Source organism: Variovorax boronicumulans, from assembly GCF_019352895.1.
GTDB classification, from domain to species: domain Bacteria; phylum Pseudomonadota; class Gammaproteobacteria; order Burkholderiales; family Burkholderiaceae_C; genus Variovorax; species Variovorax boronicumulans_A.
Genome location: NZ_JAAAFX010000009.1, coordinates 531,868 through 557,345, shown reverse-complemented (window position 1 = coordinate 557,345; position 25,478 = coordinate 531,868). Strand labels below are relative to the sequence as shown.

General features: G+C 66.9%; 26 protein-coding genes. 8 read left to right on the top strand and 18 right to left on the bottom strand.

Annotation, left to right across the window (positions count from 1 at the left end; translation table 11 throughout):
- The first annotated feature begins 66 nt into the window (after positions 1-66).
- On the top strand, positions 67-1,353 hold the full coding sequence (locus K0H49_RS21725; RefSeq protein WP_219216923.1) for a helix-turn-helix transcriptional regulator: 1,287 nt from the start codon (positions 67-69) through the stop codon (positions 1,351-1,353).
- Positions 1,354-1,379: 26 nt separating this feature from the next.
- Here K0H49_RS21725 and K0H49_RS21720 read toward each other — a convergent pair whose 3' ends face one another.
- Both K0H49_RS21720 and K0H49_RS21715 read right to left on the bottom strand, forming a co-directional pair.
- Positions 1,380-2,024, bottom strand: a complete 645-nt coding sequence (locus tag K0H49_RS21720) for a methionine ABC transporter permease (RefSeq protein WP_219216921.1) — start codon at positions 2,022-2,024, stop codon at positions 1,380-1,382.
- A complete protein-coding gene (locus K0H49_RS21715) occupies positions 2,011-3,141 on the bottom strand; it encodes a methionine ABC transporter ATP-binding protein (protein ID WP_219216919.1) in 1,131 nt (376 codons plus the stop codon). The genes K0H49_RS21720 and K0H49_RS21715 overlap by 14 nt, the downstream gene beginning before the upstream one ends.
- A 179-nt stretch (positions 3,142-3,320) precedes the next feature.
- Here K0H49_RS21715 and K0H49_RS21710 point away from each other — a divergent pair, with 179 nt between their 5' ends.
- The 3 genes from K0H49_RS21710 to K0H49_RS21700 are packed head-to-tail and all read left to right on the top strand — an operon-like array spanning position 3,321 to position 6,679.
- Positions 3,321-4,124, top strand: a complete 804-nt coding sequence (locus K0H49_RS21710; RefSeq protein ID WP_219216917.1) for a MetQ/NlpA family ABC transporter substrate-binding protein — start codon at positions 3,321-3,323, stop codon at positions 4,122-4,124.
- 13 nt (positions 4,125-4,137) lie between these two features.
- Entirely contained in the window at positions 4,138-5,310 is a 1,173-nt protein-coding gene (locus K0H49_RS21705; protein ID WP_219216915.1) for an acyl-CoA dehydrogenase family protein, read from the top strand.
- A gap of 31 nt (positions 5,311-5,341) precedes the next feature.
- Complete coding sequence (locus K0H49_RS21700) at positions 5,342-6,679, top strand: LLM class flavin-dependent oxidoreductase (protein WP_219216906.1); 1,338 nt, start codon at positions 5,342-5,344, stop codon at positions 6,677-6,679.
- A 2-nt stretch (positions 6,680-6,681) separates the two neighbouring features.
- Here K0H49_RS21700 and K0H49_RS21695 read toward each other — a convergent pair whose 3' ends face one another.
- Positions 6,682-6,957 carry a LysR family transcriptional regulator gene (locus K0H49_RS21695; protein ID WP_219216904.1) on the bottom strand — a complete coding sequence of 92 codons (276 nt, stop codon included), beginning with the start codon at positions 6,955-6,957 and terminating at the stop codon, positions 6,682-6,684.
- Positions 6,958-7,342: 385 nt separating this feature from the next.
- Here K0H49_RS21695 and K0H49_RS21690 point away from each other — a divergent pair, with 385 nt between their 5' ends.
- The 3 genes from K0H49_RS21690 to K0H49_RS21680 all read left to right on the top strand — a co-directional run bounded on the left by K0H49_RS21690 (position 7,343) and on the right by K0H49_RS21680 (position 9,640).
- Positions 7,343-8,365, top strand: coding sequence for an LLM class flavin-dependent oxidoreductase (locus K0H49_RS21690; RefSeq protein ID WP_219216902.1), 1,023 nt, complete (start codon positions 7,343-7,345; stop codon positions 8,363-8,365).
- Positions 8,366-8,676: 311 nt separating this feature from the next.
- Positions 8,677-8,913: a hypothetical protein gene (locus K0H49_RS21685; protein ID WP_219219075.1), complete on the top strand. Its 237-nt coding sequence runs from the start codon at positions 8,677-8,679 to the stop codon at positions 8,911-8,913.
- A gap of 157 nt (positions 8,914-9,070) precedes the next feature.
- Positions 9,071-9,640 (top strand): shikimate kinase, encoded by a 570-nt coding sequence (locus K0H49_RS21680; RefSeq protein WP_219216900.1) that lies wholly within the window; start codon positions 9,071-9,073, stop codon positions 9,638-9,640.
- A gap of 71 nt (positions 9,641-9,711) precedes the next feature.
- Here K0H49_RS21680 and K0H49_RS21675 read toward each other — a convergent pair whose 3' ends face one another.
- The 5 genes from K0H49_RS21675 to K0H49_RS21655 form a co-directional block, all read right to left on the bottom strand.
- The gene (locus K0H49_RS21675) at positions 9,712-10,212 is read right to left on the bottom strand and encodes a hypothetical protein (RefSeq protein WP_219216897.1); all 501 of its coding nucleotides are present in this window, start codon (positions 10,210-10,212) and stop codon (positions 9,712-9,714) included.
- A gap of 299 nt (positions 10,213-10,511) precedes the next feature.
- On the bottom strand, positions 10,512-11,300 hold the full coding sequence (locus K0H49_RS21670; RefSeq protein ID WP_219216895.1) for an ABC transporter ATP-binding protein: 789 nt from the start codon (positions 11,298-11,300) through the stop codon (positions 10,512-10,514).
- Between the two features lie 13 nt (positions 11,301-11,313).
- The gene (locus K0H49_RS21665; RefSeq protein ID WP_219216893.1) at positions 11,314-12,342 is read right to left on the bottom strand and encodes an ABC transporter substrate-binding protein; all 1,029 of its coding nucleotides are present in this window, start codon (positions 12,340-12,342) and stop codon (positions 11,314-11,316) included.
- Between the two features lie 41 nt (positions 12,343-12,383).
- Positions 12,384-13,184, bottom strand: coding sequence for an ABC transporter permease (locus tag K0H49_RS21660; RefSeq protein WP_219216891.1), 801 nt, complete (start codon positions 13,182-13,184; stop codon positions 12,384-12,386).
- Positions 13,174-14,583, bottom strand: coding sequence for an NtaA/DmoA family FMN-dependent monooxygenase (locus tag K0H49_RS21655; RefSeq protein WP_219216889.1), 1,410 nt, complete (start codon positions 14,581-14,583; stop codon positions 13,174-13,176). The genes K0H49_RS21660 and K0H49_RS21655 overlap by 11 nt, the downstream gene beginning before the upstream one ends.
- 413 nt (positions 14,584-14,996) lie before the next feature.
- Between K0H49_RS21655 and K0H49_RS21650 the strand changes: the two genes are divergently transcribed.
- On the top strand, positions 14,997-15,944 hold the full coding sequence (locus K0H49_RS21650; protein ID WP_257625063.1) for a Bug family tripartite tricarboxylate transporter substrate binding protein: 948 nt from the start codon (positions 14,997-14,999) through the stop codon (positions 15,942-15,944).
- A 346-nt stretch (positions 15,945-16,290) separates the two neighbouring features.
- On the opposite strand, the gene K0H49_RS21645 is transcribed toward K0H49_RS21650, so the two are convergent.
- The 10 genes from K0H49_RS21645 to K0H49_RS21600 are packed head-to-tail and all read right to left on the bottom strand — an operon-like array spanning position 16,291 to position 25,162.
- Positions 16,291-17,364 carry an Ldh family oxidoreductase gene (locus tag K0H49_RS21645; RefSeq protein WP_219216887.1) on the bottom strand — a complete coding sequence of 358 codons (1,074 nt, stop codon included), beginning with the start codon at positions 17,362-17,364 and terminating at the stop codon, positions 16,291-16,293.
- Positions 17,365-17,379: 15 nt separating this feature from the next.
- Positions 17,380-18,579: a fumarylacetoacetate hydrolase family protein gene (locus K0H49_RS21640; RefSeq protein ID WP_219216885.1), complete on the bottom strand. Its 1,200-nt coding sequence runs from the start codon at positions 18,577-18,579 to the stop codon at positions 17,380-17,382.
- Between the two features lie 2 nt (positions 18,580-18,581).
- Complete coding sequence (locus K0H49_RS21635) at positions 18,582-20,099, bottom strand: M81 family metallopeptidase (RefSeq protein WP_219216882.1); 1,518 nt, start codon at positions 20,097-20,099, stop codon at positions 18,582-18,584.
- Positions 20,099-21,328 carry a UxaA family hydrolase gene (locus K0H49_RS21630; RefSeq protein WP_219216880.1) on the bottom strand — a complete coding sequence of 410 codons (1,230 nt, stop codon included), beginning with the start codon at positions 21,326-21,328 and terminating at the stop codon, positions 20,099-20,101. Before K0H49_RS21630 ends, K0H49_RS21635 begins: the two co-directional genes overlap by 1 nt.
- An 8-nt stretch (positions 21,329-21,336) precedes the next feature.
- Positions 21,337-22,128, bottom strand: coding sequence for a transporter substrate-binding domain-containing protein (locus tag K0H49_RS21625; protein ID WP_219216878.1), 792 nt, complete (start codon positions 22,126-22,128; stop codon positions 21,337-21,339).
- Between the two features lie 9 nt (positions 22,129-22,137).
- A complete protein-coding gene (locus K0H49_RS21620; RefSeq protein WP_219216876.1) occupies positions 22,138-22,863 on the bottom strand; it encodes an amino acid ABC transporter ATP-binding protein in 726 nt (241 codons plus the stop codon).
- Complete coding sequence (locus K0H49_RS21615; protein ID WP_219216874.1) at positions 22,850-23,500, bottom strand: amino acid ABC transporter permease; 651 nt, start codon at positions 23,498-23,500, stop codon at positions 22,850-22,852. Before K0H49_RS21615 ends, K0H49_RS21620 begins: the two co-directional genes overlap by 14 nt.
- Positions 23,497-24,192, bottom strand: a complete 696-nt coding sequence (locus K0H49_RS21610; protein WP_219216872.1) for an amino acid ABC transporter permease — start codon at positions 24,190-24,192, stop codon at positions 23,497-23,499. Before K0H49_RS21610 ends, K0H49_RS21615 begins: the two co-directional genes overlap by 4 nt.
- Before the next feature lie 12 nt (positions 24,193-24,204).
- Complete coding sequence (locus tag K0H49_RS21605; protein ID WP_219216871.1) at positions 24,205-24,474, bottom strand: UxaA family hydrolase; 270 nt, start codon at positions 24,472-24,474, stop codon at positions 24,205-24,207.
- A gap of 13 nt (positions 24,475-24,487) precedes the next feature.
- The gene (locus K0H49_RS21600) at positions 24,488-25,162 is read right to left on the bottom strand and encodes an RraA family protein (protein ID WP_219216869.1); all 675 of its coding nucleotides are present in this window, start codon (positions 25,160-25,162) and stop codon (positions 24,488-24,490) included.
- Positions 25,163-25,478: the final 316 nt, after the last annotated feature.

Genomic DNA, 25,478 nt, shown 5'->3' with positions numbered 1-25,478 from the left:
TCCATGCGTGCCGGCACGGGGACAGAATCACGCCCGAGGCAACCCGAGGTGGATCCGAGGACCGCTATGCCCGACACAACGCCCGAGATTTTCGCCGCTGCCGCGCTGGAAGCGTCCGCCGGCGCGAACCCGTCGGACACCCTTGCCATGGAGGGTGCGATATCCGACATCTACGCCGCCGCTGCAGGACGGCTGCCCTGGCAGCAGCCGCTCGACCGGCTCGCGGCGCTGCTGGACCTGTGGGGCGCGCAGATCGTCGGCATCGACAAGCACAACGGCCGCCTGATCTTCACCGAGGAAGGGGGAGCCGGCCGATCCACGGCTGCGCTGGACTACCTGCGGCTGTTCCATGCGACCAATCCGCGCATCGCACCGACACTGGCCACGCCTGCAGCGGCTTGGATGCACTGCCACGAGCATTTCGATGCGGCCTATGTTGCGCAAAGCCCCTTCTATCAAGACTTCCTGATCCCGCACGGCGGGCGCTACCTGTCGGCGACCAAGCTGGTGGAGAGCGACGACTTCATCTTCCTGTTCGGTGCGATGCGAGGCAGTGGCCATGAGCCGATCGGTGCGGCGGAGATGCCGCTGCTGGAGCAGGTCAAGCATCACCTGACCGAGGCCTTGCGGAACTTCGTGTTTCTGCGCGAGAGCTACGTCGAGCTGGGCATGGCGCGCCAGCTTCTTGCAAGATTCGCGTACGCGATGCTGATCGTCGACGAGGCACGCGGCATCTGGTATCGCAACGAGGCCGCCGAGCGGGCGATGAAAGACAGCGATGCCGTCTTCGAACGAGGCGGCGTGCTCGCCATCCGCGATGACCGGGCCGACACCGCGCTGACGCTGGCCCTGCGCGGTCTCGGGCTCCACGACACGGCCCGGCGGACGACCCAGGCTCCGGCGCGATCGGTGATCTCGATTCCCAGAGGCACAGGGGTGCCCTTGCTGGCCTTGATCAGCGCGTTGCGGCCTTCGGCATCGATGGGGGCGTTCGGCATGGCCGAGCGGGCGCTGGTGATCCTGCACGATCCGGCCGCCGCGCAAGCCTCCTTCGACCCGCAGATCATTTCCGAGTGCTTCGACCTCACCCCCGCGGAGGGGCGCGTCGCGGCCCAGATCGCGGCCGGCGCCAACGCCGGGGACATTGCGGCGCGAACCGGTGTCGCCCTGTCGACGGTCCGCACGCACATCCAGCGCGCCATGCTGAAGATGGGAGCCACCCGGCAGGCCGATCTCATCCGCACCCTGATGGGCCTGCCCGCAAGGCTGGACGCCGAAGCCGACGCTCCCCTGGGCGAAGCGGCTTCGCCCTGCCGGGTCGCATCTCGCAACCGCGCTTCAGGCACGCCCTGACCCGGCTGCGCTGCGGCACATGGCGCTCAGCGCGTCAGCCGCCGCGCCAACCGCTCGCCCACGAACTGCACCAGCGTGACCAGCAGGATGAGCAAGGCGATGACCATCAGCATCACGCTGGTGTCGAAGCGCTGGTAGCCATAGCGGATCGCCAGGTCGCCCAGCCCGCCCGCACCCAGCGCGCCGGCCATGGCCGAGGAGCCGATCATGGCCACCACGGTGAGCGTGAAGCCCGCGATCAGCCCCGGCAGCGCCTCGGGCAGCAACACGTGGCGCACGATGTCGCGGCGGTGGCAGCCCATGGCCTGCGCCGCTTCCACCAGGCCCTGGTCGACGCTGCGCAGGCTCACTTCCGACACCCGCGCGAAGAACGGCGCCGAGGCCACCGTGAGCGGCACCGCCGCCGCCCACACGCCGATGGTGGTGCCCATCAGGAAGCGCGTGAACGGAATCAGCGCCACCATCAGGATGATGAAGGGGGTGGAGCGGAACATGTTGATCACCGCGCCGAGCACACGGTTCAGGCGCGCGGCCTCGTAGATGCCGCCGGGCGCGGTGGTCACCAGCAGCACGGCCACCGGCAGGCCGATCAGCAGCACGATGAGGGCCGAGACCGAGACCATGGTCAAGGTCTCGCCGATGGCGGCGATGAACAGGTCAAGCAGCGTCATGGCGCACTCCCAGGATGTCGATGCGGTCCGCCAGGCCGGCGATGGCTGCGCGCACGGCCGCGATGTCGGGCAGGGCCGTGGTCACGGCCACCAGCAGCCGGCCTTGTGGCCGCGACTGGATGCGGTCGATGCCGCCGTGCAGCAGCCGCACGCCACCCTGGAGTACCTGCGCGAGCCTTCCCAGGTCGGGGTCCTGCCGCGATTCGCCGGTGAAGTTCAAGGCCAGCAACAGGCTGCGTGCAGGCGGCAGCGGTGCCGCGTCGTCGGGCCTTTCAAGGCCTTCGAGCAGCTCCTGCGGCACGTCGTGCAGCAACGGGCGCAGCAGCGCGAGCGTGGCCTCGCTGCGCGGGTCGCCGAACACCCGCCACACCTCGCCCAGCTCCACCACCCTGCCCTTCTCGAGCACGGCCACGCGGTCGCAGATCTCGCGGATCACGGCCATCTCGTGGGTGATGAGCACGATGGTCAGGCGCAGTCGCCGGTTGATGTCGCGCAGCAGCGCGAGGATCGATTGCGTGGTCTCGGGGTCGAGCGCGGAGGTGGCCTCGTCGCACAGCAGCAGCTCGGGGTCGTGCACCAGCGCCCGTGCGATGCCCACGCGCTGCTTCTGCCCGCCCGAGAGCTTGCCGGGATACACGTCCTTCTTGTCGGCCAGGCCGACCAGCTCAAGCAGGCGCTCGACCTTCTCGGCCACTTGCGGCGGCGGCAGCTTCGCCACCTGCAGCGGCAGGGCCACGTTCTGCCACACCGTCTTGGAAGACAACAGGTTGAAGTGCTGGAAGATCATGCCGGTGCGCCGGCGCAGCTGCACCAGCTCGCGCTCGGCCAGCGTGTTCACGTCGATGCCCTGCACCCACACGCGGCCCGCGCTCGGGCGCTCCAGCCGGTTGATGGTGCGCAGCAGCGTCGACTTGCCCGCGCCGCTGCGCCCGATGATGCCGAACACCTCGCCGGGCGCGACACGCAGGTCGATGTCCTGCAGCGCGGTGACCGTGCCGCTGCCGGCCTGGTAGTGCTTGGCGAGCTGCTCGAACACCAGCGGGGCCGGCGGCGGGGGTGCGGGCGGGAGCGAGGAGGATGGCGTGGCCACCCGGTGAATGTCCGACAGGTCTGTCATGCGATGCGGCGCCTTCCGCCAAGCCGGGATCGGGCCAAAGGGTACGGATCGTAGGGGCGCCGGCGTCCGCGTCCAAATCGTTTTCGCGCATATGCAAAGCCGAAATGCGTCGATGCCATCAGGCAGCACCGGCTTTAGATTGGTGCCCCTCTCTCCATTCCCCAGGACTCTCGAGCGCTATGAAACTCGCACATCTGCTGGCGGCCTGCGTGGCCGCTTTTTCTTTGGCGCATGCCGCCCACGCACAGGACAAGACCACCCTCAAGCTGGGCATCAGCGGTGGCGTGATGGAGGACGTGGTGCAGGCCGTGCAGAAGGCCGCGGCGCGCGAAGGGCTGAAGATCACACCCGTCGTCTTCAGCGGTCACATCAATGCCAACGGCCCGCTCAACGACGGCGACATCGATGCCAACGCCTTCCAGCACCAGCCCTACCTGAACGGACAGATCAAGGACTTCGGCTACAAGCTGGTGCCCGTGGCCAAGACCCTGAGCGCGCCGCTGGGCATCTACTCGACGCGCTACAAGTCGCTCGCGAGCCTGCCCGAAAAAGCCGTGATCGGCATCCCCGGCGACGACACCAACCGCAACCGCGCGCTGCTGATCCTGCAGCACTACGGCGTGATCAAGCTGCGGCCCACGCTGGACGTGAGCAAGGGCGACAACGCCACGCTGCTGGACGTGGTCGAGAACCCGAAGAAGGTGCAGATCAAGGAGATCGACTCGCTGATCCTCGCGCGCTCGCTGGCCGACGTGGACGCCGGCGCGGTCATCACCGCACAGGCCTCGCAGGCAGGCCTGATGGTGGCGCGCGACGCCATCGCGGCCGAGCCGCCCGGCGGCCCCTATGCCAACGTGATCGCGGTGCAGGAAAAGAACCGCAACCAGCCCTGGGTGCCGAAGCTGGTGCGCGCCTTCCACTCGGACGAGGTGCGCCAATTGCTGGAGACCAAGTTCAAGGGCACGTTGCTGCCGGCCTTCTGAGTCCGGGCGGTTTATGACATCTTCCTCGGAATTTCCGGACCACGATGCCTGGGTGGCGCGTGCCCGCGCGCTCGGCGCCGAACTCGCGGCCACGGTGGTGGCGCGCGAACGTGCCGGCACCCCGCCGCTCGCGGAGATCGCGCTGCTCAAGGAGCGGGGCTTCAGCACGCTGCTGATTCCACGCGAATTCGGCGGCGCGGGCGCGCGCTGGCTCACCGCGCTGGCGGTGGTGCGTGAAATCTGCGCGGCCGATGGCTCGCTGGGCGTGCTGCTGGGCTACCACCTGGTCAGCACCGCCAACATGCGCCACGCCGACCGCGCCCGCGAGATCGTCGAGCGCAAGCTGTGGGTGGCCGGCCTGGCCAACTCGCGCGACGACGACATCGCCTTCGTGCCGACGCCCGACGGCCACTGGCGGCTCAACGGCCGCAAGACCTTCTGCACCGGCGCGCGCTTTGCCGACCGGATCGTGGCCTACGGCCGCAGCGCCGACGGCCAGACGTTCACGGCCTGGCTGCCGGCCGACCGCACGGGTATCTCCTTCGGCGAGGACTGGGACCACCTGGGCCTGGGGCGCACCGAAAGCGGCAGCTTCACCCTCGCCGACGTGGTGGCGCAGGCGCACGAGGTCGGTCCGGTGACGGTCTACGACGACAGTGACTTCGGCGCCGGCCTGCGCACGCCGCTCGTGCACTCGATGTTCGCCAACTTCTACGTCGGCTTCGCACAGGGCGCCCTGCGCGCCGCGCGCGCCTACGTGCAGACCACCACCCGCCCCTGGCACCTTTCCATGGCCGAGACCGCCGCACAGGACCCGCTGGTGATCTCGCAGTTCGGAGAACTGTGGATCGCGCTCGAAGCCGCCATCGCCTTCACCGACCGCGCCGCCGGCAAGGTGCAGGCGCTGATCGATGCCGGCCCCGCGCACTGGACGCCCGCGCAGCGCGGCGAGGCGGCCATCGACGTGGCGGCGGCGCGCACCCATGCGATCCGCACCGGGCTCGACGTGACGACCCGCATCTTCGACACCACCGGCGCACGCGCCACCGCCAACCGCCACCTGTTCGATCGCTTCTGGCGCGACCTGCGCATCCACAGCCTGCACGACCCCATCGCCTACAAGGTGCTGGAGGTCGGCGAGTACGCGCTGAACGGCCGGCACCCGCGCGTGCTGCCTTACACCTGAGCGCCATTTCTTCATTCCCTTCCCGTCCCTCATGTCTTCACCGTCCCGCATCGCGCTGGCCGCCTACCTCGTGGGCACCGGCATGCACATCGCTTCCTGGCGGCAACCCGCGGCCCAGGCCGACGCCAGCATCGACCTCGACTTCTACCGCCGGCTGGTGCGCACGGCCGAGCGCGGTTTCTTCGACATGGCCTTCCTGGCCGACAGCCTGGCCGTCAACGAGGCCTCGCATCCGAACATCCTGAACCGCTTCGAGCCGATCACGCTGATCTCGGCGCTGGCCGGCGCCAGCGAGCGCATCGGGCTGGTGGCGACGGCCTCGACCTCCTACAGCGAGCCCTTCAACCTGGCGCGGCAGTTCATGTCGGCCGACCACATCAGCGCCGGGCGCGCGGGCTGGAACATCGTCACCACGCGCGACCTGTCGGGCAGCACCGCGCGCAACTTCAACGGCACCGACCACCTGGAGTTGAGCCTGCGCTACCGCCGCGCGGCCGAGTTCGTGCAGGTGGTGCGCGGCCTGTGGGACTCGTGGGAGGACGATGCCTTCGTGCGCGACAAGGCCAGCGGGTGTTTCTTCGACGCGGACAAGCTGCACCGCATCGCGCACAAGGGCGAGTTCTTCGCGGTGGAAGGGCCGCTCAACATCGCGCGCTCACCCCAGGGTCAACCGGTGCGGGTGCAGGCGGGGTCGTCGGACGACGGCCAGGCCTTCGCGGCGGGCGCGGCCGAGGTGATCTTCGTGATCCAGAAGAACCTCGAGGCGGGCCAGGCTTTCTACCGCGCGTTCAAGCAGAAGGTGGCCGAGGCCGGGCGCGACCCGTCGCAGGTGCGCGTGCTGCAGGGCATCTCGCCGATCCTCGCCCCCACGCGACAGGCCGCGCTCGACAAGCTGGCCGCGCTGGAAGCGTTGATCACGCGCGAGCAGGCCCTGCAGTTCCTGTCGGACTACTTCGGCGGCCACGACTTCGGCGACGCCACGCTCGATGCCCGCGCGGTCGACCTGGGTCTGCACGAAGCGCCGAATGCGCGGGCGGACTTCCGGCGCTTCCGCACGCTGGTCACGCAGCAGAATCCGACGCTGCGCGCGCTCTACTCGATGCTCACCGGTTCGATGGACCTGTCGGACTTCATCGGCACGCCGCAGCAGGTGGCCGATGCGCTCGCGCACTGGGTCGATGAAGGCGCCGCCGACGGCTTCATCCTGATGGCCCCCTCGCTGCCCGACGGGCTGGAGGACTTCGTCGACCAGGTGGTGCCGCTGCTGCAGGCGCGCGGCCGCGTGCGCACCGCCTACGAAGGCCGCACGCTGCGCGAACACCTGGGCTTGCAGCGCCCGCCACACCCCGCGCAGCAACCAGCGCGCTGAGCTCAGCGCAGCGATGCGCCATGCGCATCGAGCTCCGACTGGATGCAGCGGGCCAGATCCACCAGCGCTACGCTGCGCTCGAGCAGGTGGCGGCCCGCGTCGGTGACCTCCACCACGCGCGTGCTCCGGTGCAGCAGGCGCACGCCGACCTGCGACTCGAGCTCGGTGATGTACTTGCTGATGGTGGACTTCGACAGGTCCATCGCCGACGCGGCGCGCGTCAGGTTGCCATGGCGCGAGACCTCGCGCAGCGCTTCGACCAGTTCAATGCTGAACACGGCACACGATCGATGAAGGTTGCAGGGAAAACGATGGCGCCAGGCAGGATGGCGGCTGCGTGAAACGAGAAGGGAGATGCAAGGGAACGACCGCGAGAACCAAAGCGCATGACGATACGGCGCAGCGCGCGTGCCGTGAACGAAACAATCCGTGCTTGCTTATTTGCTCCCGCCCCGCGTGGGGGCGGGACAGCACCCGTGGTGCCTCGAACATTCCGCGCGGCCCCGAGGCATGAAGCCGACCGCGTCGGCGCCGGGGCCAGAAACCGCCCGCGCACCCGGTCTTGCGGCAACTGGCACAGTGGCAGGCACGCCGCCCCGGCCGGATGCCCGTCCAGAGCGTATTCGGGCGCGGACCCGAGACCACCCCTGCAAAGTACACCCCATGAAGAAGATCGGATTCCTGTCGTTCGGCCACTGGACGCCGTCGACCCAGTCACAGACACGTTCAGCCGCCGACGCGCTGCTGCAGGCCATCGAGCTGGCCGTGGCGGCCGAGGAACTGGGGGCCGACGGCGCCTATTTCCGGGTGCACCACTTCGCCCGCCAGCTCAGTGCGCCCTTCCCCTTGCTGGCCGCCATCGGCGCCCGCACGCGCCGCATCGAGATCGGCACGGGCGTGATCGACATGCGCTACGAGAACCCGCTGTACATGGCCGAGGACGCGGGTGCGGCCGACCTGATTTCCGGCGGGCGCCTGCAGCTCGGCCTGAGCCGCGGGTCGCCCGAACAGGTGATCGAAGGCTGGCGCCATTTTGGCTACGCACCCGCCGAAGGCCGCACGCATGCCGACATGGCCCGCGAGCACACCCAGGTCTTCCTGGACGTGCTGCGGGGCGAGGGATTCGCCCAGCCCAACCCGCGGCCGATGTTCCCGAACCCGCCGGGACTGCTGCGCGTCGAGCCGCATGCCGAGGGCCTGCGCGAACGCATCTGGTGGGGATCGAGCTCCGACGCGACGGCGGTCTGGGCCGCGAAGCTCGGCATGAACCTGCAGAGCTCGACGCTCAAGACCGACGAGACCGGCGAGCCCTTCCATGTCCAGCAGGCGCGTCAGATCCGCGCCTACCGCGCGGCATGGAAGGAAGCCGGCCATGCACGCACGCCGCGGGTGTCGGTCAGCCGCAGCATCTTCGCGCTGGTCAACGACCAGGACCGCATGTACTTCGGGCACAGCGGCCAGGACGGCGACACGGTCGGCTTCATCGACGCGCAGACGCAGGCGATCTTCGGGCGCAGCTATGCCGCAGAGCCCGAGCGGCTGATCGCGCAGCTGGCGCAGGACGAGGCCATCGCGGAGGCCGACACCCTGCTGCTGACCGTGCCCAACCAGTTGGGCGTCGCGTACAACGCGCACGTCATCGAGACCATCCTGACCCAGGTGGCGCCGGCGCTGGGCTGGCGCTGAGGCAGCGCGAGCCCCTTGCATCGCACCCGATGCAAGATGGGCCCGCTCTCCAACGGCTCGACCGCCGCGTCGAGCCCTCGGGCCATCTGCTGAACGCCCCGATCCTCACGAAAGGCAGCAGCGCCCGAATGCGCAGTGCCGCCGACCCCACCGCCGCCATCGATTCCATGAATGACCCCATACACCTCGACCTCAATCTAGATCAGCGCCTTCTGCACCCTCACCCGCGCGCTGCCTGTCCGCTCGAGGCCGGTCGCGGACCAGCCCTCCGTTCGATAGATAGAGTCACCTAATAGCCTGGAATAATCAAAATTATGGATTGGGTCCCCATCGTCTTCGTTACGTTCAAGCTTCTCGTGTTCGGCACGGGCATGTTCTTCGCCATCAAATGGCATTATGAAAAAGGGAAAAAGGACAAGAAGAAGCAGAGCGCGGTGCTACGCACGGGCGGCAAGGTGGCCGCAGTCTTCTTGCTATCGCTCCTGGTGATCTCGCTCTTCACCTTTGGCCTTGGCAGGATGCTTGGCCTGGACTTGACTATTCCGTGAGGGCAAAGAATAGTCGGCCCATGACCAATTAGGGGTCAGCCATTCCTTGATGCGACTACAGGACAGCGTCGGCACGCGGCCAGAACTAGCGGGTTGCGGCTCCAGGAAAAATTCGGCCAAGAGCCGATCCTCTGTTTGACTCGGTGTTTTGCATCCAATGTCCACCATTCTTCACCTCGTTGGCCCTGGCGGTGCGGGTAAAACATCCGTGGGGCCTCTGTTGGGCGCCAGGCTAGACTGGCAGTTCCTAGACCTCGACGCAGAGTTCATGGACATCGAGGGAGACATTGCCCAATGCATCAGCACGCACGGATACGAGGGCTATGCGCGACGCAACTTATCGATCTACCTCGAACTCAGGCAGGCCGCGAATGTGCCAACAGTCTTGGCACTGTCTTCGGGTTTCTTGACCTATGCAACAGATATGGATCCGCGGTATGCCGCAGTGCGGCGCGACATAGAAACGAACGCACTCACTGCGCTGCTCTTGCCTTCATTCGAGCTCGAGCGCTGCGTAGACGTTATCGTCAGTAGGCAACTTGCGCGGCCTTACCTAGCAGGCAATGGCGCGCGAGAGGAGCAGCGAATAAGAGCGCGATTCCCGCTTTTCGTCGCACTGCAGTGCACTCGTTTCCAAAGTGACACTTCGCCGATGAAACTCGCTGCGGAGATTGAACTCTTCGCGAGAAAGGCATTGTCAATGCCTGCTTCCGAAGAGGTCAGATGACGGCTTTGGGCCCAAAGGAGCCAGTCGTTCTTTCTCAAAGCGGTCGTTGGCATGCCCTCAAACGTCGTCCGTTAAATCACGGGAAAAGGGATGCCGACGACGGTTTTGACGGTCAACGAGAACACGGGCTCATCCCCGTCTGCCGCGTTGGGCTGCGCGAAACCGACTTCAAAGTAAGGGCTGGTGCTCAACAGTTCCTTGCCTGCAGCGACGAATGCGAAGCACATCAGGAACTCGCTTTCGTAGCGACGCGCTTGCGCACCGAAATCGATGGTCAGCAGCCGCCACGAGCCCTCGCCCCTGAGGAACGGCGCGATGAGCTGCACGGCTCTTTTCCCGAGGTAGGACCTGCTCTGGACCACCGAGATGGCCTTTGCGACGCCGAGGGCGTCGGGGCGGTTGCCCTCTTCGGGAACCACGATTTCCGTCCTGTCGGGGAGAGTAGCCATCCACTCTTCGTGGGGCTCCATCGCAGACATCCGGCTAACGCGAACAAACTCGCCAAGCTGCGTTGGGAATCGCCCGGCTTGTTCCGTCCCGACGGGCACATTGAAGCGTGTATGAAGTGTCATGTGTGCTCCCGATAGGTTGGAAGCACTCAATCTAACGGGAGCAGTGGGCTTCCGAACTCCGGTTCTTGCGTTTGAATCTGAAAAAAAGAGGCACTGACCCTGTCAGTCGGCTTCTGGCCGACTGTAGCCATCGCACCGCCGAACGCACGGCCCAAGTGCCGCCCCCCCCTGAAATCGAGCCGCCAAATGCCAAAGTCAGTGAGACAAACCCGGGAATTCCAGCTCGAGCGCGACACGGCATCCAAGCTCGGTGAATCCTCCGGACGTGTGCACTCGACGCCAACGGCAGGCACGCCTCCTCACTCAAAAGCGGCAGCGGTCGAATGCACGGCGCCCTGGCTGCCATCCATCCCATGAATGGCCTCATACACCTCGGCCTCGATCTCGATCAGCGCCCTCTGCCCGCGGACCCGCGCCCTCGGCACCGCCACGTCGAAGATGCGGCGGATGCGCCCCGGCCGCGGCGACATCAGCACCACGCGGTCGGCCAGGAACACGGCCTCGCCCACGTCGTGCGTCACGAAGACGATGGTGCGCCGCTCGCGCTGCCACAGGCGCAGCAGGTCTTCCTGCAGCGCGATGCGCGTGAGGTGGTCGACCGCGCCGAAGGGCTCGTCCATCAGCAGCACCTCGGGGTCGTTGGCCAGAGCGCGCGCGATGCCCGCGCGCTGGCGCATGCCGCCCGAGAGCTGGTGCGGGTAGGCGTCCTCGAAGCCGGCGAGGCCTACGCGCGCCAGGCTGGCGATCGCGCGCTCTCGGCGCTCGCGTCGGCCCAACCCGCGCAGTTCGGGGCCGAAGCCCACGTTCTGCGCGATGGTGCGCCAGGGGAACAGCGCCGGGTCCTGGAACACCAAGCCGCGGCGCGGATCGGGGCCCGCGATGGGCTGGCCGTCGAACAGCGCCGTGCCGGTGCTCGGGCGCTCCAGGCCCGCGAGGATGTCGAGCAGCGTGCTCTTGCCGCAGCCGCTCGCGCCCAGCAGGCAGACGAACTCGCCGGCGCGCACGCGCAGGTTCACGTCTTCCAGCACGGTGACGGGCACGGCGCCCGCGAAGACCTTGCCCAGCGATTGGAGAACGAATTCCGCCATGAATGCCGCGCGCTCAGGGCGCCGGGGTCTTGGGGATGAACGCCAGGTTCACGAACTTCGCGGCGTCGTAGAGCTCCTTCTGGAAGCCCAGCGCCAGCTGGATCTTCTGCGTTTCCTGCACCTCTTCCAGCGACACCTTGGGGTCGTTGGCCCAGATCGGCAGCTCGCGCTGCACCGCGGCATCGGCCACCTTCGGGTCCACACCCAGGCGCTTCGCGTAGAAGGCCTTGTACTCGTCGAGGTGGGCCTTGGCGTATTCGTTGGACTTGAAGTACGCCCGCAGGAACTTCTCGACGCCCTGCGGAGAATTCGCAATGAACTGGTTGTTGGCCACGATCACGCCGGTGTGGAAGCGCGGCAGGTAGTCGTAGCCGGCCGCCAGCACCTTGCCCTTGCCGGTCGCTTCGGCCAACGAGGCGAAGGGCTCGTGGAGGATGGTGGCGCTGACCGAGCCGTTCTCCACCGTGGCGAGCGCGGCGGCGTTGACGCCGTTGGCCACGAAGGACACGCTGTCCAGCGGCACGCCCTCCTTCGACAGGATGGTGCGCGCGTACACGTCCAGGCCGGTGCCGAACGCGGCCGCGCCCACCGTCTTGCCCTTGAGCGCGGCCACCGAGGCCACCTCGGGCGCGCCCACCAGATAGAACGGGCCCACATGGCGGAACATCGACGCGACGATGCTCAGCGGCACGCCCTTGCCGGCCGCCACGATCGCGCCCGTGGTGTTCCAGTCGGCGATGTCGATGTCGCCGCTGGCCAGGCCCGAGATCGCGTCCTGCGTGTTGATGAACTCGAGCGCCAGGCCCTCGTCCTTGAAGAAGCCCTTCTCGATGCCGAGCTGCACGCCCAGGCCGGTGACGCCGGGATAGCCGGCGTAGCGCAACTTCAGCGGCGCGGCTTCGGCGGCCGGCACCGCGGCGGCCGACTTGGCCTCCGGCTCGGTGCGCGAGCACGCGGCCAGGATCGCGATGCCGAGGCCGAAGGCGGCCAGCCGCGCCCAGCGGATTCGGCGAACAGGGGCGATGGAAACGGTGGAAGTCATGGGTCTGTCGAACAGGAAGAAAGAAAGAAATGCGTCCGGCCTCAGGCGGGCCGCCAGCGCAGGAACAGCAGGCGCTCGAGCAGGTCGAGCGCAGCGATCATGGCCACCGCCAGCACGGTGACCAGCCCGATCAGCGCGAAGGTCTCGGCCGTGTCGAGCGAGGCGGTCGAACGCGTGATGAGGTTGCCCAGCCCTTCCTTGGACGAGAGCATCTCGGCGAACAGCGCCCCCACCAGCCCCACCGAGGCCGAGACGCGCAGCGCCGCGAAGAGGGTCGGCACGGCCGAGGGCAGGATCACCTTCCAGACGGTCTGCAGCGTCGAGGCCCGGAACGCGCGCGCCACCTTCAGGTGCTCGCGACGCGTCTGCTTGATGCCGGCGATGGTGCTGTAGAGGATCTGGAACACCGAGAACAGGAACACGATCGCCACCTTGTGGCTGAAGCCGATGCCCAACCACAGCGCCAGCAGCGGCACGATGGCGACCTTGGGCACCGACATCAGCGCCGCCATGAAGGGTTGCGCAAAACGCTCCGCCGAGGGCGTGAGCACCAGCAGCACGCCGAAGCCGATGCCCGCTACCACCGCCGCGGCATAGCCCACGGCGAACTCCGCCAGCGTGACGCCGGTGTGGTGCAGCAGCTGGCCGCGGGTGAGCATCGGCACGAAGCGCTCGAAGATGGCCGTGGGCGCCGGCAGATAGAGCGCGCTCACGGCGCCGGCGCGGACCGCGGCCTCCCAGACCCCCAGCAGCGCCAGCGCGGTGGCCACCTGTGCGAGCACGATCCTCCAGCCCGCGAGGCCCGGACGCGCGCCCGGCTGGGCCTTGGCCTCAGACCACACGGTGGTGCGTTTCGGTGATGCGGCCGAACTCGGCGTCCGCGGTGCGCACGCCCTCGAAGCGGTTGGCCGGCCTGTCGCTACGACCGAAGTGCGCGCCGAAGGTGCTGCCGGCGTATTCCTCGCGGAACAGGCCGCGCGCACGCAGGATCGGCAGCACCAGCTCGACGAAATCATCCAGCCCCGCGGGCAGGTGCGGCGGGCAGATATTGAAGCCATCGGCCGCGCCGTTCTCGAACCAGTGCTGGATGGTGTCGGCGACCTCCTCCGCGCTGCCGATGGCCAGGAAGTGGCCGCGACCGCGCGCGATCGCGTACTCGAAGACATGGCGCACCGTGGGCGTGTCGGTGCGGTTCAACTTGCGCGCCTGCGTGATGAAGAGCCGCGCCAGCGCGAAGGCCGGATCGGCTTCGTCGAAGGCCGGGAACGCGTCCTCGCCCGACAGCCCCGCCAATGGCACGCGCAGGTCGCGCTCGAGCGCGGCCGTGTCGAGCTTGGCGGCGATCAACGCGCTGAGCCGCTGGTAGAGCGCATAGGCCTCCTCGCTGGTGCGGCCGATGTAGGGCACCAGCCCGGGCAGCACCGACACGTCGTCCGCCGTGCGGCCGCTGGCCACCGCACCGGCCTTGATTTCCTTGTAGAAACCCTGTGCCGCCTCGAAGGTCGGCACGCCGGCGAACACCACCGTGGAGTGTGCGGCGCCGAAGGCACGCGAGCGCGGCGAGGTGCCGGCGTTCACCAACGGGATCTGGCCCTGCGGCGGGCGCGCGACGTTGAGCGGTCCCTTGACCTGGAAGAAGCGGCCTTCGTGCTCGATGGCGTGCAGCTTGGTGGGGTCGACCAGCAGGCCCGCTTGCTGGTCGCCGACCAGCGCATCGTCTTCCCACGAGTCCCACAGCTGCGAGACCACGTCCACCAGTTCCTCCGCACAGTCGTAGCGGCGGCTGTTGTCCCAGTGGTGGTCGCGGCTGAAGTTCTTCGCGGCGCGCTCGTCGGCGCCGGTGACCACATTCCATGCGAGCCGGCCGCCACTCAGGTGGTCGAGCGAGGCGGTCTGGCGTGCGATGTGGTACGGGTCGGCGTAGGTGGTGTTCGCCGTGGCGATCAGGCCGATGCGCTGCGTGTGCGCGGCCACGTAGCCGAGCATCGTGAAGGGCTCCAGGCGCACGGTCTGCGACGGAAACACGTACTGCTGCTCGGCGCTGGTGGCGAGCGCGTCACCGAGAAAGAAGAAATCGAACTTGGCGTCTTCGGCCTTGCGCGCGATCGACGCGATGAAGGCGGGGTCGTGCGAGGCCTTGGGGTCCACACCGGCCAGGCGCCATGCACCGGGGTGGTAGCCGATGGAGAACAGGAAGATGCCGAAGTGAAGTTGGCGCGGGGAATGGGAAGGGCTCGGCATCCGGAGGACAGTCGCTGGAGGAGAAAAACCCACGAGTCTCCAACGCCATGGGGTCGGCACGGAAAGCAGATTTCCGTCTTTAGATCCGCGCTTTTCTTCCTTGACTTGCCTGCTCCGACGGACTGGCTCGTGGCCTCGCGGTCATCACTGCCGAGCCGCTTCGGCGGGGTCGATCGGTCTGAAGACACCCCGCGACGCGAACCGCGATCGAGCACCCGCTCAACGGCGAATGCACATGCGCGCAAACACCGATAAGACGTTCCCTCATCAAGTCTTATGATTTACTTGCAGGACATTAATTACATATACAAAACAAACGACCCCCACTCGGATCGTTTGAAGTACATGCAGCTTCTGCGCCCCAAACTGTTCAGAAAGGCTTCCTCGTGACTCTTCGATTCCATCGACGCACCTTGGCTCTGGCCGCGGTGACCGCATGTCTTTGTCTGCCTGCTTTGGCCGGTGCCCAGGGCAGCGACTATCCAATGAAGCCGATCGAACTGGTCGTCCCCTATCCCGCGGGCGGCGGCACCGACGTGCTGGCACGCGCCTTCGCGCAGGTGGCAACCAAGTACCTCGCTCAGCCGCTGATCGTCATCAACAAGTCCGGCGCCGCCGGCGCCATCGGGTGGTCGTATGTGACGAACAATCCGCCCGACGGCTATCGCATCGTGATCCTCGCGACCGATCTCGTGGTGCAACCCAACATGGGCTACACGAAGATCACCTACCGGGACTTCGCGCCGATCGCCCGGTTGAACTTCGACCCGGCCGGCTTCTCGGTCAAGGCCGACTCCCCCTGGAACTCGGTGGCCGACGTGCTGGCCGCAGCGAAGACGGGTGGATTGAGCGTGGGCAACGGTGGCACCGGGGGTGCCTATCACCTGGCGGCCGCGGCACTCGAGAAGCAGGCCGGGGTGGAGTTCACGCACATCCCCTACCAAGGGGCGGGGCCCTCGGCCCTCGCCCTGCTGGGCGGCCACATCCAGGCGACGACGATCGCCGGCGCGGAAGTCTGGCCCTATGTGACCGGCGGCAAGGTCAAGATCCTCGGCATGATGTCGGAGACGCGAACCGAAGGGTACGAGAACATCCCGACCCTGAAGGAACAGGGCTACGACATCCAGCTGGGCGCGTTTCGCGGCATCGCCGCGCACAAGGACACGCCTCCGGCCATCATGGCAAAGCTCCGGCAGGTGGCGGCCAAGGTCGCGGCCGACCCACAGTTCAAGGAAGCGCTCAAGAAGCAGAACATGGGATACGCCTACGCCGACGGCCCCGCGTTCCATGACGCGCTCGCCAAGGACCACGCCTTCTATGCCGAGCTCATCGAAAAGTCCGGCCTGAAGGTCAAGCAGTAGGTCGTCAACAGAACGTCCCCTCCGACTCGGCTTGCCGCGAGCCGGACGGGATGTCTCCGCAGGGCAGGACTTGAGGGCGCCGGCTTGCAAGCCTCGACCCGATTGAACTGAGGGCGCGGGACATCGGCAGACTGCAAGCACTGAGAGGCGTCATCGAACACGGCGCAAGCTCGCCGCCCCCAGGAAGGCCGATGGTGAAAGACCTTCCTCCTCCCCCCACACATCCGGGTCGCAGAAGCGCAAAAGGCCGTCCGGCAGCGGGCCGAAGCCGGTGCTCCGGCGACGTCGGAACACGCGCGACAACATGCTGCAGCGCGTGCGCGCGCCCCGCTGCATCGGCGAGGACTCAGCGTTCGACGGCGCTCGGAAACGGAATCTGCCTGGCCGCAGCGCACTGCTGCAAGGCCCGCGCGACCTCATCGCGAAGCGGCACACCGGAGGCCATCCGACGGGTGACGTTCTCGGCCGCTCGCTGTCCGGGCAGGCGCACCGCCGGAACGCCTGGCTGCGGCGGATTCGTCTGGCAGGCTTCGACGATCCAATCCATCTGGCGGACGTACTCGCCCTGACCCGCGTAGGCCTCGAGGTCGTGCAGCTGGAGGTAGACGTTGGCGCACCAGCCCCCTTCGAGCAGATGGGGGTCCGCGCGGCCGTAACCGCCCAGCGCACTGGTCAACGCCTCCACATAGAGCGCCATGCCGTAGCCCTTGTGTCCCGCGGAGACACCGCCCAGGGGCAGCAGCGTTCCCGGTGGCTCGGTCGAGATGACCGCGGGGTCGCGCGACGGTACGCCGGCCGCATCGAGCAGGCAGTCTTCCGGGAACAGCTGGCCTGCGGCACCGAGGCGGCGCACCATGCTGTTGGTGGTGATGGAGGACGAGATGTCGACCAGCACCGGAGGGCCCGAGGTGGGCAGCCCCATCGCCATCGGGTTGGGCGTGAAGACGGCCCGGGTGCCGCCATGCGGCGCCACCGTGCGCACCGTCGGGTCGGAGCTGGCGATGAAGGCCATGAAGCCCTCTTCCGTGGCCTTGCGCAGGTAGGAGGCCAGGCACGCGATGTGGTGGCTGTTGCGCACCACCAGCGAGGCCGTGCCGTAGCGCCTGGCCTTGGGCTTGAGCGCTTCGAGCGCCTCCCGCATCAGCCAGGGCCCGGGCAGCCGGTGGCCGTCCCAGACCGCGACCGCGGCCCGGTCCTGCAGCACCTCGGGCTCGCCCGCCACCTGCATGAAGCCCTTGGCGATCTGGTCCATGTACGGGGCCAGCAGCGCCAGGCCATGGGTGTCGTGGCCCAGCAGGTCGCCGTCGAGCAGCGTGTCCGCGACGGCGGCGGCCTTCTCCGGCGGCATCGACGCAGACCGAAGCAGGTCGCGTGCGAAGGCGGCCAGGGCTGGCACGGGATAGCGTTGCAGCGACGTCATACGAATCTCGCGGCTTCAGAGGCCATGGCGCAGCAGGCCGCGCGCAGCGAGGTTGTTGACCAGCGCCCGGACGCCAAAGGTCCAGGGCGCCGCATCGTTGCAGTGCCTGACTTCGTTCACCAACTCCCCGAGCCATTTCGCGCGGATGCTGACCCGGTCGCCCACATGGTGCGTGAAGCCCTTGCCCTCCGGCCCGCGGTTCTGGGTGGGCGCGAACATCGTGCCGAGAAACAGCAGCATGCCGTCGGGATACTGGTGGCTGCCCATGGTCTGCGCCACGAGCTCCAGCGGGTCGCGGCTGATCTTCTCGAGCGAGCTGCTGCCTTCGAGCACGAAGCCGTCCAGGCCCGTGACCGTCATCCGGACCTGCTCCTGCCGGACCTGGTCCAGACCGTAGTGCGCGTCGAAAAGACGGATGAAGGGACCGATCGAACAGGTGGCGTTGTTGTCCTTCGCCTTGCCCAGCAGCAGCGCGCTGCGGCCTTCGATGTCGCGATGGTTCACGTCGTTGCCCAGCGTGGCGCCCACGATGCGTGCGCGGCTGTTGACCGCCAGCACGACTTCCGGCTCGGGATTGTTCCAGACCGAATCCTCGCGGATGCCCACATGGTCGCCATAGCCGACCGCGGCAAGCACCGGCGCCTTGGTGAAGACCTCGGCATCGGGCCCGATGCCGACCTCGAGATACTGCGACCACATCCCCTTCTCCACCAGCAGCGCCTTGAGCTTCATGGCTTCGTCGCTGCCGGGCTTCAGGCCCTCGAGCTTGGCGCCCACCACGCTGAGCACCTGGTCGCGAAAGCGTGCCGACAGCACCGGGTCGCCGGCGCCATGCTCTTCGATGAGCCGCTCGACCAGGCTCTCGGCGAAGGTCACGCCGGAGGCCTTGACCACCTGCAGGTCGCAGGGTGCCAGGAGGAAGGGCTTCGAGGTGTCTCTTTGCGCCACGATGCTGTTCGCGACGATCTCGGCAAGGCTGGCGACCTTCACGCCCGCGGCAGCGCGCGCGCTGTCCGCTGGAGATTCGGTCTCGAGCAGGCTGCTCATGGTGGCGAAGGTGCCGGAGATGTCGTGCACGCCGTCCTCGCGGATCACGACGACGCTCGGGCCGGCATGGACACCAGGCTGCCAGATGCGTGCCACCAGCGTGCCCGCATAGCCGTCGGACGGCAGGAAACGTTCAAGGGAGACGGAGGATGGGAAGCTTGGGTTCATGTTCAAGGTCTCGTTTCGACGGTCAGTTGGAATGCGATATCCCTGTTGAGCGGGAACATCGGCCCGCGCAGGTTCTTGTAGGGCAGGCGCGTCACGTTGGAGGCCGCGACACCGGGGGTGTCGACATAGATGCTGTCGATGCACAGAGGCTCGAAGGCGACACGCCACGCCGAACCCGACTTGGCCACGATGAAACGCTGCGCCTTCGGGTCGATGCCCAGCACGGTGATGTGATCGCTGTCGAAAGGCATGACCCGCTCCGTGGTCAGTGCGACAGTGACCTGGCCGGCCTGCACGACGGCCGTCACGCCCATGCGCACGGTCTGGCCGGTCATGTAGGGGCCCGTCCGCTGGTAGCTGATGTCACGGACATCGGACACCGTGCCTTCGAGGAGGACGGGGTCTCCGCTGAGCGGCGTGGAATGGGCGCCCACGAAGCGCGCGAAGCGTGCGCCGATACCCTGCGCTGCCGCGTGGGCGGCCGCCTGCGGGTCCCAGAGGAGGACCGTGGCCGGCCCCAGGTCCTCTTTCAGCAGCATGGCGAGCACATGCGTGCTGTCGCCGGGGCCGCCGCCGCCCACGTTGTCCGCGGGCTCTGCCAGCACGACGAGGCCCGGCTTGTCCGCGAGGCCCCTGATGCGCGCGCGCACCGCGTCTTCGCCTTCCAGCGCCGGGACGAAGGCCTCGCGCTGCGCCCATGCCGTCTCTGCGATCTGCTGCACCAGCCGGGCCGCCGCAGCGCCATCCTCACCGTAGCCGAGTGCGGTGAAGCCGAGGTAGGGCACGTCGGCATAGGCGAAGCCTGGTACCACGGACGCGGTCCAGACGGCCTCCTCCCGTTCCGCCGCATGCGCCAGGCGCAGCAGGCCGGCCATGGGCTCGTCGTCGGTGCTCTGCGCCTGCGGCACGGTGATCAGCGGCAGCCTGGCCCAGGCTTTCTTCGGGCGCACACCGGTCGAGAGCATGTGGGCCAACCACCGGGCCGCCTCGGCCCCGCGCGCCGCCATGTCGACGTGCGGAAAGGTGTCGTAGCCGATCAGCAGGTCCGCGGCCTCGATGGCTTCGTCGCTGAGGTTGGCATGGATGTCGAAGGTCGCCACCAGCGGCAGCCAGGGCCAGCGCGCCTTCACCTCCGCAAGCAGCAGCGCATCGCCGCTCTGCCCGTTCTCCAGCACCATGGCGCCGTGCAGCGCCAGGTAGATGCCCTCCAGCCCCGTGGGGACTGCAGCCGCGATGTCGTTCAGCAGGATCGCGCTGAACTTCGCGTAGGCCGCCAGGGTCACCGGCCCCGAGGGCACGGCGGCGTAGAAGCCGCTCGGGACGGCATCGAGTCCGCTGTGCCAGGCCTCGCGCAGGAAGCCGCCCACCTCCGTCTCGCTGCCGGCAAGCTCGAGGCGGAGCTTGTGGGCCGGAATGCACTGGTAGGCCTCGAACTGCGCCACGTCCGCCAGCACCGGGGAGAAGGTGTTGGTCTCGTGCCAGATTCCGCCCACGAAGACCTTGCGTTCGGGGCGCGTCATCAGGCGGCCCTCCGCAGCGGCAGGCAGGCCGGGCCCGAGGGTTCCATGTTCTTGTACCAGAGCAGGAATTCCTGATGGCCCAGCAGCTCGGACTTGGTCTTCGCGCCGTTGGCGGTGTCGATCACCGCGTCGTAGAGCTGCTCGGCCACGGCCTGGAAGCTCACGCGCTCGTCGACGATCGCCCCGGCATTGATGTCCATGTCGCCCGCCATCCGCTTGAAGGTCGTGGGGTTCGAGCAGATCTTGATCACCGGGGAGATGGCCGAACCGACGACCGAGCCGCGACCGGTGGTGAACAGGATGACCTGGCAGCCGCAGGCGATCATCTCGACGATCTCGGCGGTGTCGTTGACGTCGGGCAGGCCGAACTGCAGCGCGCCGTCGGGGATCATGTCCATCAGGTAGAGGCCGCCGGCGGGCGGGATCTCCCCCGGCTTGATCATGCCCACGATGGGGCGCGAGCCGCTCTTGGTGTACGCGCCGATGGACTTCTCCTCGATGGTCGTCAGCCCGCCTTCCACATTGCCGTCGCCGATGTTGCCGTGGCCGAAGTTCTGGTAGTACGAGCGGGTCTTGGCCATGGCGGCGCGGATCGCGTCCGCCAAGCCGTCCGATGCGGCCCGCTTGGCCATGTGCTCGTCGCAGCCGATGAGCTCGCCCAGCTCTTCGAACATCACCGCGCTGCCCTGGTCCACGAGCCTGTCGAAGGCCAGGCCGACCACCGGGTTCGCAGTGACGCCGCTGAAGCTGTCGGAGCCGCCGCAGGTCGTGCCGACGATGAGCTCGCTCAAGGCCATCGGCACCTTCTCGACGGTCGACAGCGCCGCCAGGGTCTGTTCCACCCACGCGCGGCCCTGCTGGATGGTGGTGATGGTGCCGCCGCTGTCCTGGATCACCAGCGTCTTGACGGGCCGGCCGGACGCCGCGATGGCCTGCTCGAGCGGGCCGCGCTTGAAGCACTCGCAGCCCAGCGACACCAGCAGCACGGCGCCAACATTGGGGTGCAGGCAGAGTCGCTCCATCATGCGGGTCGCATAGTCGTTGGAGAAGCAGCCGGCAAAGCCGAGCACATGCGCGCCATGCTCGCGGAACGGCAGCGAGATCTCGCGTGCCACATGGTGCGCGCACTCCACCAGATAGACGACCGCCACATGGTTTCGAATGCCCTTGCGGCCGTCCGACCGCAGGTAGCCGGAAAGAGGGAACGGCTGTGTTTCAACGTTGCTCACGGGGCACCTCAAAATGAACTCATCGCGGGGTAGTCACCACCGATGAACTTTTCGTGCACCTTGCCGAGGGCACCGTTCAAGCGGTAGTAGTACAGGGTGGTATTGATCCAGTGAAGAAGCTCGGGATCGCCCTTGCGCAGGCCGATCGAATAGGTCGACTGCGTCAGTACGAACTTCAATTCCAGTTGCTTCTGCGCGCCGCGCTTGACCAGCTCGTTGCCGATGACCGAGCCGGTGGCGATGGCCTCGACCTGACCGCTCAGGAGCGCGGTGGCCGCGGTGGCGTCGTCATCGAAGCGGCGGATCACCGTGTCCTTGGGCGCCACGAGCGTGAGCTGCGTGTCCTGCACCGTGCCGCGCACGACCGCCACCGATTTGCCCGCGAGGTCGCCGGGCTTCTCGAACTTTTTCGCCTTCTCGGCCAGGAGCACGATCTGCGTCGCGGCGTAGGGGTTGGAGAACGAGATGGTGCGTGCACGCTCGGGCGTGATGCTGAAGGTTGACACGACCAGGTCGACCTTGCTGGTCAACAGGTAGGAAATGCGGTTGGGACCCGTCACAGGAACGATCTCCAGCGGCACGCCCAGCCCCGCGGCGATCAGGCCCGCGACCTCCACATCCACCCCCGTGGGTTTCAGTTGCGCATCGGTGAAGCCGAAGGGCGCCGTGGTCAGGTCCACGCCGATGAGCACCTTGCCGCGTTTCTGGATCTGGTCCAGCGCCTGGGCCTGGACATGGAACACCACGAACAGCGCCAGCGCGCTGACGACGATTCCCCGGATGAATTTCAAGATGGACATGGCTGTCTCCTAGACGATGGAAGAAAGAAAACTGTCGAGCTCTTTGGTTTGGGGTCGCGCGAACAGCTCGGCCGTCGGCCCGTGCTCCCAGACCTTCCCCTGGTGCATGAAGACCAGCGTCCTGGCCGCGCGTTTGGCAAAGTTCATTTCGTGCGTCACGAGGATCTGCGTCATGCCTTCGCTGGACAGGCTTTCCATCACCTTGAGGACTTCGCCAGTCAGTTCGGGGTCCAGTGCGGACGTGACCTCGTCGAAAAGAATCACCTTGGGATTGAGCGCCAGCGCACGGGCGATCGCCACGCGCTGCTGCTGGCCGCCGGACAACTGGCCCGGATAGGCCTTGGCCTTGTCGAGCAGGCCGACCTGCGACAGCACATGCAGCGCCTTGTCCTGCGCCTGGTCCCGGGGCGTGCCCTGGACCAGCATGGGCGCCAGGGTGATGTTCCTCTCCACACTCATGTGGGGGAACAGGTTGTAGCCCTGGAACACGATGCCGACGTCCGCCCGCAAGGACTTCAGGTCGCTTTGCGTCGGCGTGATCTCGTGCCGATCGATGCGGATGCTTCCTGCATCGATCTTTTCCAGACCGTTGAGGCAGCGCAGCAAGGTGCTCTTGCCCGACCCGCTGCGCCCGATGATGGCGGTCATGCCCGCATCGAGGTCCAGGTCCACACCGCGAAGGATGTCCAGGGCACCGAAGGACTTTTTCAGACCCTTGATTTCAATGAGCGACATGGAGACGCCTTTCCAACCCGCGGCTCAACAGCGACAGCGGGAAACAGATGATGAAATAGATGACACAGATGGCGAAGAACACCGAGAACGGCTGGTAGGTGGCGTTGTTCACCACCTGGCCGGCGCGCGCGAGTTCGACGATGCCGATGACGGAGGTCAGCGAGGTGTTCTTCACGATCTGCACCATGAAGCCGACCGTCGGCGCGAGTGCAAGCCTCAAGGCTTGTGGCGCGATGACATGCCGCATCTGGCTTGCCCATGAAAGACCCAGCGTTTCGCCGGCCTCCCATTGCGGCTTCGGTATCGCGTCCACCGCGCCCAGCCAGATCACACCGATGTTGGCGGACGCGTAGAGTCCGAAGGCGACGGCCGCGGCCAGCAACGGCGGCACGCTGAAGCCCAGGATGCTCAGCCCGAAATAGAACAGGAAGAGCTGCATGAGCACGGGAATGCCTTGCCCGAGTTGCACCCAGATCCGGACCACGGCCGCACCGAGACGGCCGCAGCTGAGCTTCAGGATGCAAATCACGGCACCGCCGAGTGCACCGCCCGCAAACGCAACGAGCGACACCAGCACCGTCCATCGCGCGGCCTCGATGAGGAAGAGCAGGTCGGGCCATCCGAGGGTTCGGGTCATGTCGACGACCTTCCGGCGAGACCGCTGCCCGCGCTGTTGCGCAACAGGACGCTGCCGACGAGCGAGAACGCGTACTTCATCAGCAGCACCATGGCGAGGTAGACCAGCGAAATGACCAGGTAGACCTCGAAGCCGCGGAAGCTCGTCGACTGGATCTGGTTGGCGGCCGCGCTGATTTCTTCCGCCGAGATCTGCGAGGTGATGCTGCTGGCCATCAGGATCAGGATGAACTGCGAACTCAGCGCCGGATAGACGCTGCGAAATGCCTGGGGCAGCACGATGTGGAGAAAGGTCTGGCTGCGGCTCAGGTTCAACGCGATGGCGGCTTCGTGCTGGCTTTTCTGGATGGCTTCGAAGCCGGAGCGGAAGATCTCCGCGGTGTAGGCGCCGCAGTTGATGGTCAATGCCAGTCCGGCCGCGACCATCGGCGTGAGGCTGATGCCCAGGGCCGGCAGTCCGAAATAGATCAGGAAGGCCTGCGCCAGCAGCGGCGTGTTGCGGATGGCTTCGACGTAGGCCGTGGCCGCGGCACGGAACGGCAGCCAGGGGCTGTTGCGGCCCAGGGCGCCGACGATGCCGACCAGCGAGCCGAGCACGCACGCCACCACCGTGAGGAAGAGCGTGGCCTGCAGGCCGCTCCACAGCATGGGCAGACTGCCCTGCAGCCAGGAGAAATCAAGTGTGTAGTTCATCCCTGACGCGCCTCACTGATGGTCGAGGAAGTAGGTGCAGAGGTTGTGCGAATGCACATGGGCTCCACTGGGGACGTCCGACAAGGTGAAGCCGATCGGAACGCCGTAACGGAACACGGGCTGCCCCTTCGGAATGTCGACCAGGGCGATCTTGTGGCCGAAGGGCACGAGGCTCGAGGCACGCAACGCGATCGAAGCGCATTCGACCCAATCGTCCGGGACGATTTCTTCGAATGCGATCGCCACGTTGTCCTCCGCCGCGAGGCGAATGGAACGCTTCATGGGGAGGCGTTTCTCAGAGGACGCCGTGCTTGTCGTAGACGGCGCGCAAGGTGCTGCCGGCCAGGATCTCGGCACGCACGGTGTCCTCGCTGTCCACCTTGGCCAGGGCCATGGCGATGGCTTCCTTGACCACCTTGTTCGGGATCACGACCACGCCGTCGATGTCCGCGATCACGTAGTCGCCCTTGTGCACGGTGACGCCGCCGCACTGGATCGCGACGTCCTTGCTCACCATCTTGCCGCGCCCCTTGGAATCCCAGGGACCGATGCCGCCATGAAACACCGGGAAGCCCACCTCGCGGATCTGGCGCGCATCGCGGATCAAACCATCGGTCACGCAACCTGCGGCCTTGCGGGCACGCGCGCCGGTGGTGAGCAGTTCACCCCAGGGCACGATGTTGTCGGTGGGGCCATCGACACCGAACACCACCACCTCGCCCTCCTTCAGGTCATCGAGCAGGTCCATCTCGATGTCGTAGGGGTTCTCGCCTTCGACGTGCCCACCGACCTTCATGTAGGCGCCGGTTCGGGCAGGGCCGAACACGACGTGCTGGTCGTTCAAGGGACGGACGAAGGTCTTCATGCCTTGGTTGCGGTAGCCCAGGGAATCGAGCACGTCGCAGACCACGGCCGAGTAGAGCTTCGTTTTCGCTTGCGCTACTTGAGCGGCATCCAGAATCACGGTCATTTGTTCCACCTATCAAATGTATGTTGCGTATATGCGCTTAAGTTGCGCAAGTGCATCGTATGTTCTTTAAGCGGAGATTCTTCATAGGGTTTTCACGGATCAGGCTGTGACATCGCGTGATCGCGTCGCTGGCAAAGCGCGGCGATTTCACGTCTCTCCTCCGAGAGAAGCGCGGCAAATCTGTCGTGTTATGCTTAAAGAACAATGTGTTGCAAGCGCAACACATGCGCACCGACTGGGCTTGGAGCCCGTGAAAGCGCAGAGCACGCGCACGGCGATGCAGGCAGGGTGTTCGCCCCTGGCATGCTTGCTGGTG

Coding starts and splice junctions, on each gene's coding strand:
- K0H49_RS21670 (WP_219216895.1), bottom strand. CDS start 11,300: ATGGCGGAATTCGTTCTCCAATCGCTGGGCAAGGTCTTCGCGGGCGCC.
- K0H49_RS21720 (WP_219216921.1), bottom strand. CDS start 2,024: ATGACGCTGCTTGACCTGTTCATCGCCGCCATCGGCGAGACCTTGACC.
- K0H49_RS21715 (WP_219216919.1), bottom strand. CDS start 3,141: ATGACAGACCTGTCGGACATTCACCGGGTGGCCACGCCATCCTCCTCG.
- K0H49_RS21645 (WP_219216887.1), bottom strand. CDS start 17,364: ATGACGTCGCTGCAACGCTATCCCGTGCCAGCCCTGGCCGCCTTCGCA.
- K0H49_RS21725 (WP_219216923.1), top strand. CDS start 67: ATGCCCGACACAACGCCCGAGATTTTCGCCGCTGCCGCGCTGGAAGCG.
- K0H49_RS21625 (WP_219216878.1), bottom strand. CDS start 22,128: ATGTCCATCTTGAAATTCATCCGGGGAATCGTCGTCAGCGCGCTGGCG.
- K0H49_RS21605 (WP_219216871.1), bottom strand. CDS start 24,474: ATGAAGCGTTCCATTCGCCTCGCGGCGGAGGACAACGTGGCGATCGCA.
- K0H49_RS21710 (WP_219216917.1), top strand. CDS start 3,321: ATGAAACTCGCACATCTGCTGGCGGCCTGCGTGGCCGCTTTTTCTTTG.
- K0H49_RS21615 (WP_219216874.1), bottom strand. CDS start 23,500: ATGACCCGAACCCTCGGATGGCCCGACCTGCTCTTCCTCATCGAGGCC.
- K0H49_RS21610 (WP_219216872.1), bottom strand. CDS start 24,192: ATGAACTACACACTTGATTTCTCCTGGCTGCAGGGCAGTCTGCCCATG.
- K0H49_RS21655 (WP_219216889.1), bottom strand. CDS start 14,583: ATGCCGAGCCCTTCCCATTCCCCGCGCCAACTTCACTTCGGCATCTTC.
- K0H49_RS21705 (WP_219216915.1), top strand. CDS start 4,138: ATGACATCTTCCTCGGAATTTCCGGACCACGATGCCTGGGTGGCGCGT.
- K0H49_RS21665 (WP_219216893.1), bottom strand. CDS start 12,342: ATGACTTCCACCGTTTCCATCGCCCCTGTTCGCCGAATCCGCTGGGCG.
- K0H49_RS21675 (WP_219216897.1), bottom strand. CDS start 10,212: ATGACACTTCATACACGCTTCAATGTGCCCGTCGGGACGGAACAAGCC.
- K0H49_RS21600 (WP_219216869.1), bottom strand. CDS start 25,162: ATGACCGTGATTCTGGATGCCGCTCAAGTAGCGCAAGCGAAAACGAAG.
- K0H49_RS21690 (WP_219216902.1), top strand. CDS start 7,343: ATGAAGAAGATCGGATTCCTGTCGTTCGGCCACTGGACGCCGTCGACC.
- K0H49_RS21635 (WP_219216882.1), bottom strand. CDS start 20,099: ATGACGCGCCCCGAACGCAAGGTCTTCGTGGGCGGAATCTGGCACGAG.
- K0H49_RS21620 (WP_219216876.1), bottom strand. CDS start 22,863: ATGTCGCTCATTGAAATCAAGGGTCTGAAAAAGTCCTTCGGTGCCCTG.
- K0H49_RS21640 (WP_219216885.1), bottom strand. CDS start 18,579: ATGAACCCAAGCTTCCCATCCTCCGTCTCCCTTGAACGTTTCCTGCCG.
- K0H49_RS21700 (WP_219216906.1), top strand. CDS start 5,342: ATGTCTTCACCGTCCCGCATCGCGCTGGCCGCCTACCTCGTGGGCACC.
- K0H49_RS21680 (WP_219216900.1), top strand. CDS start 9,071: ATGTCCACCATTCTTCACCTCGTTGGCCCTGGCGGTGCGGGTAAAACA.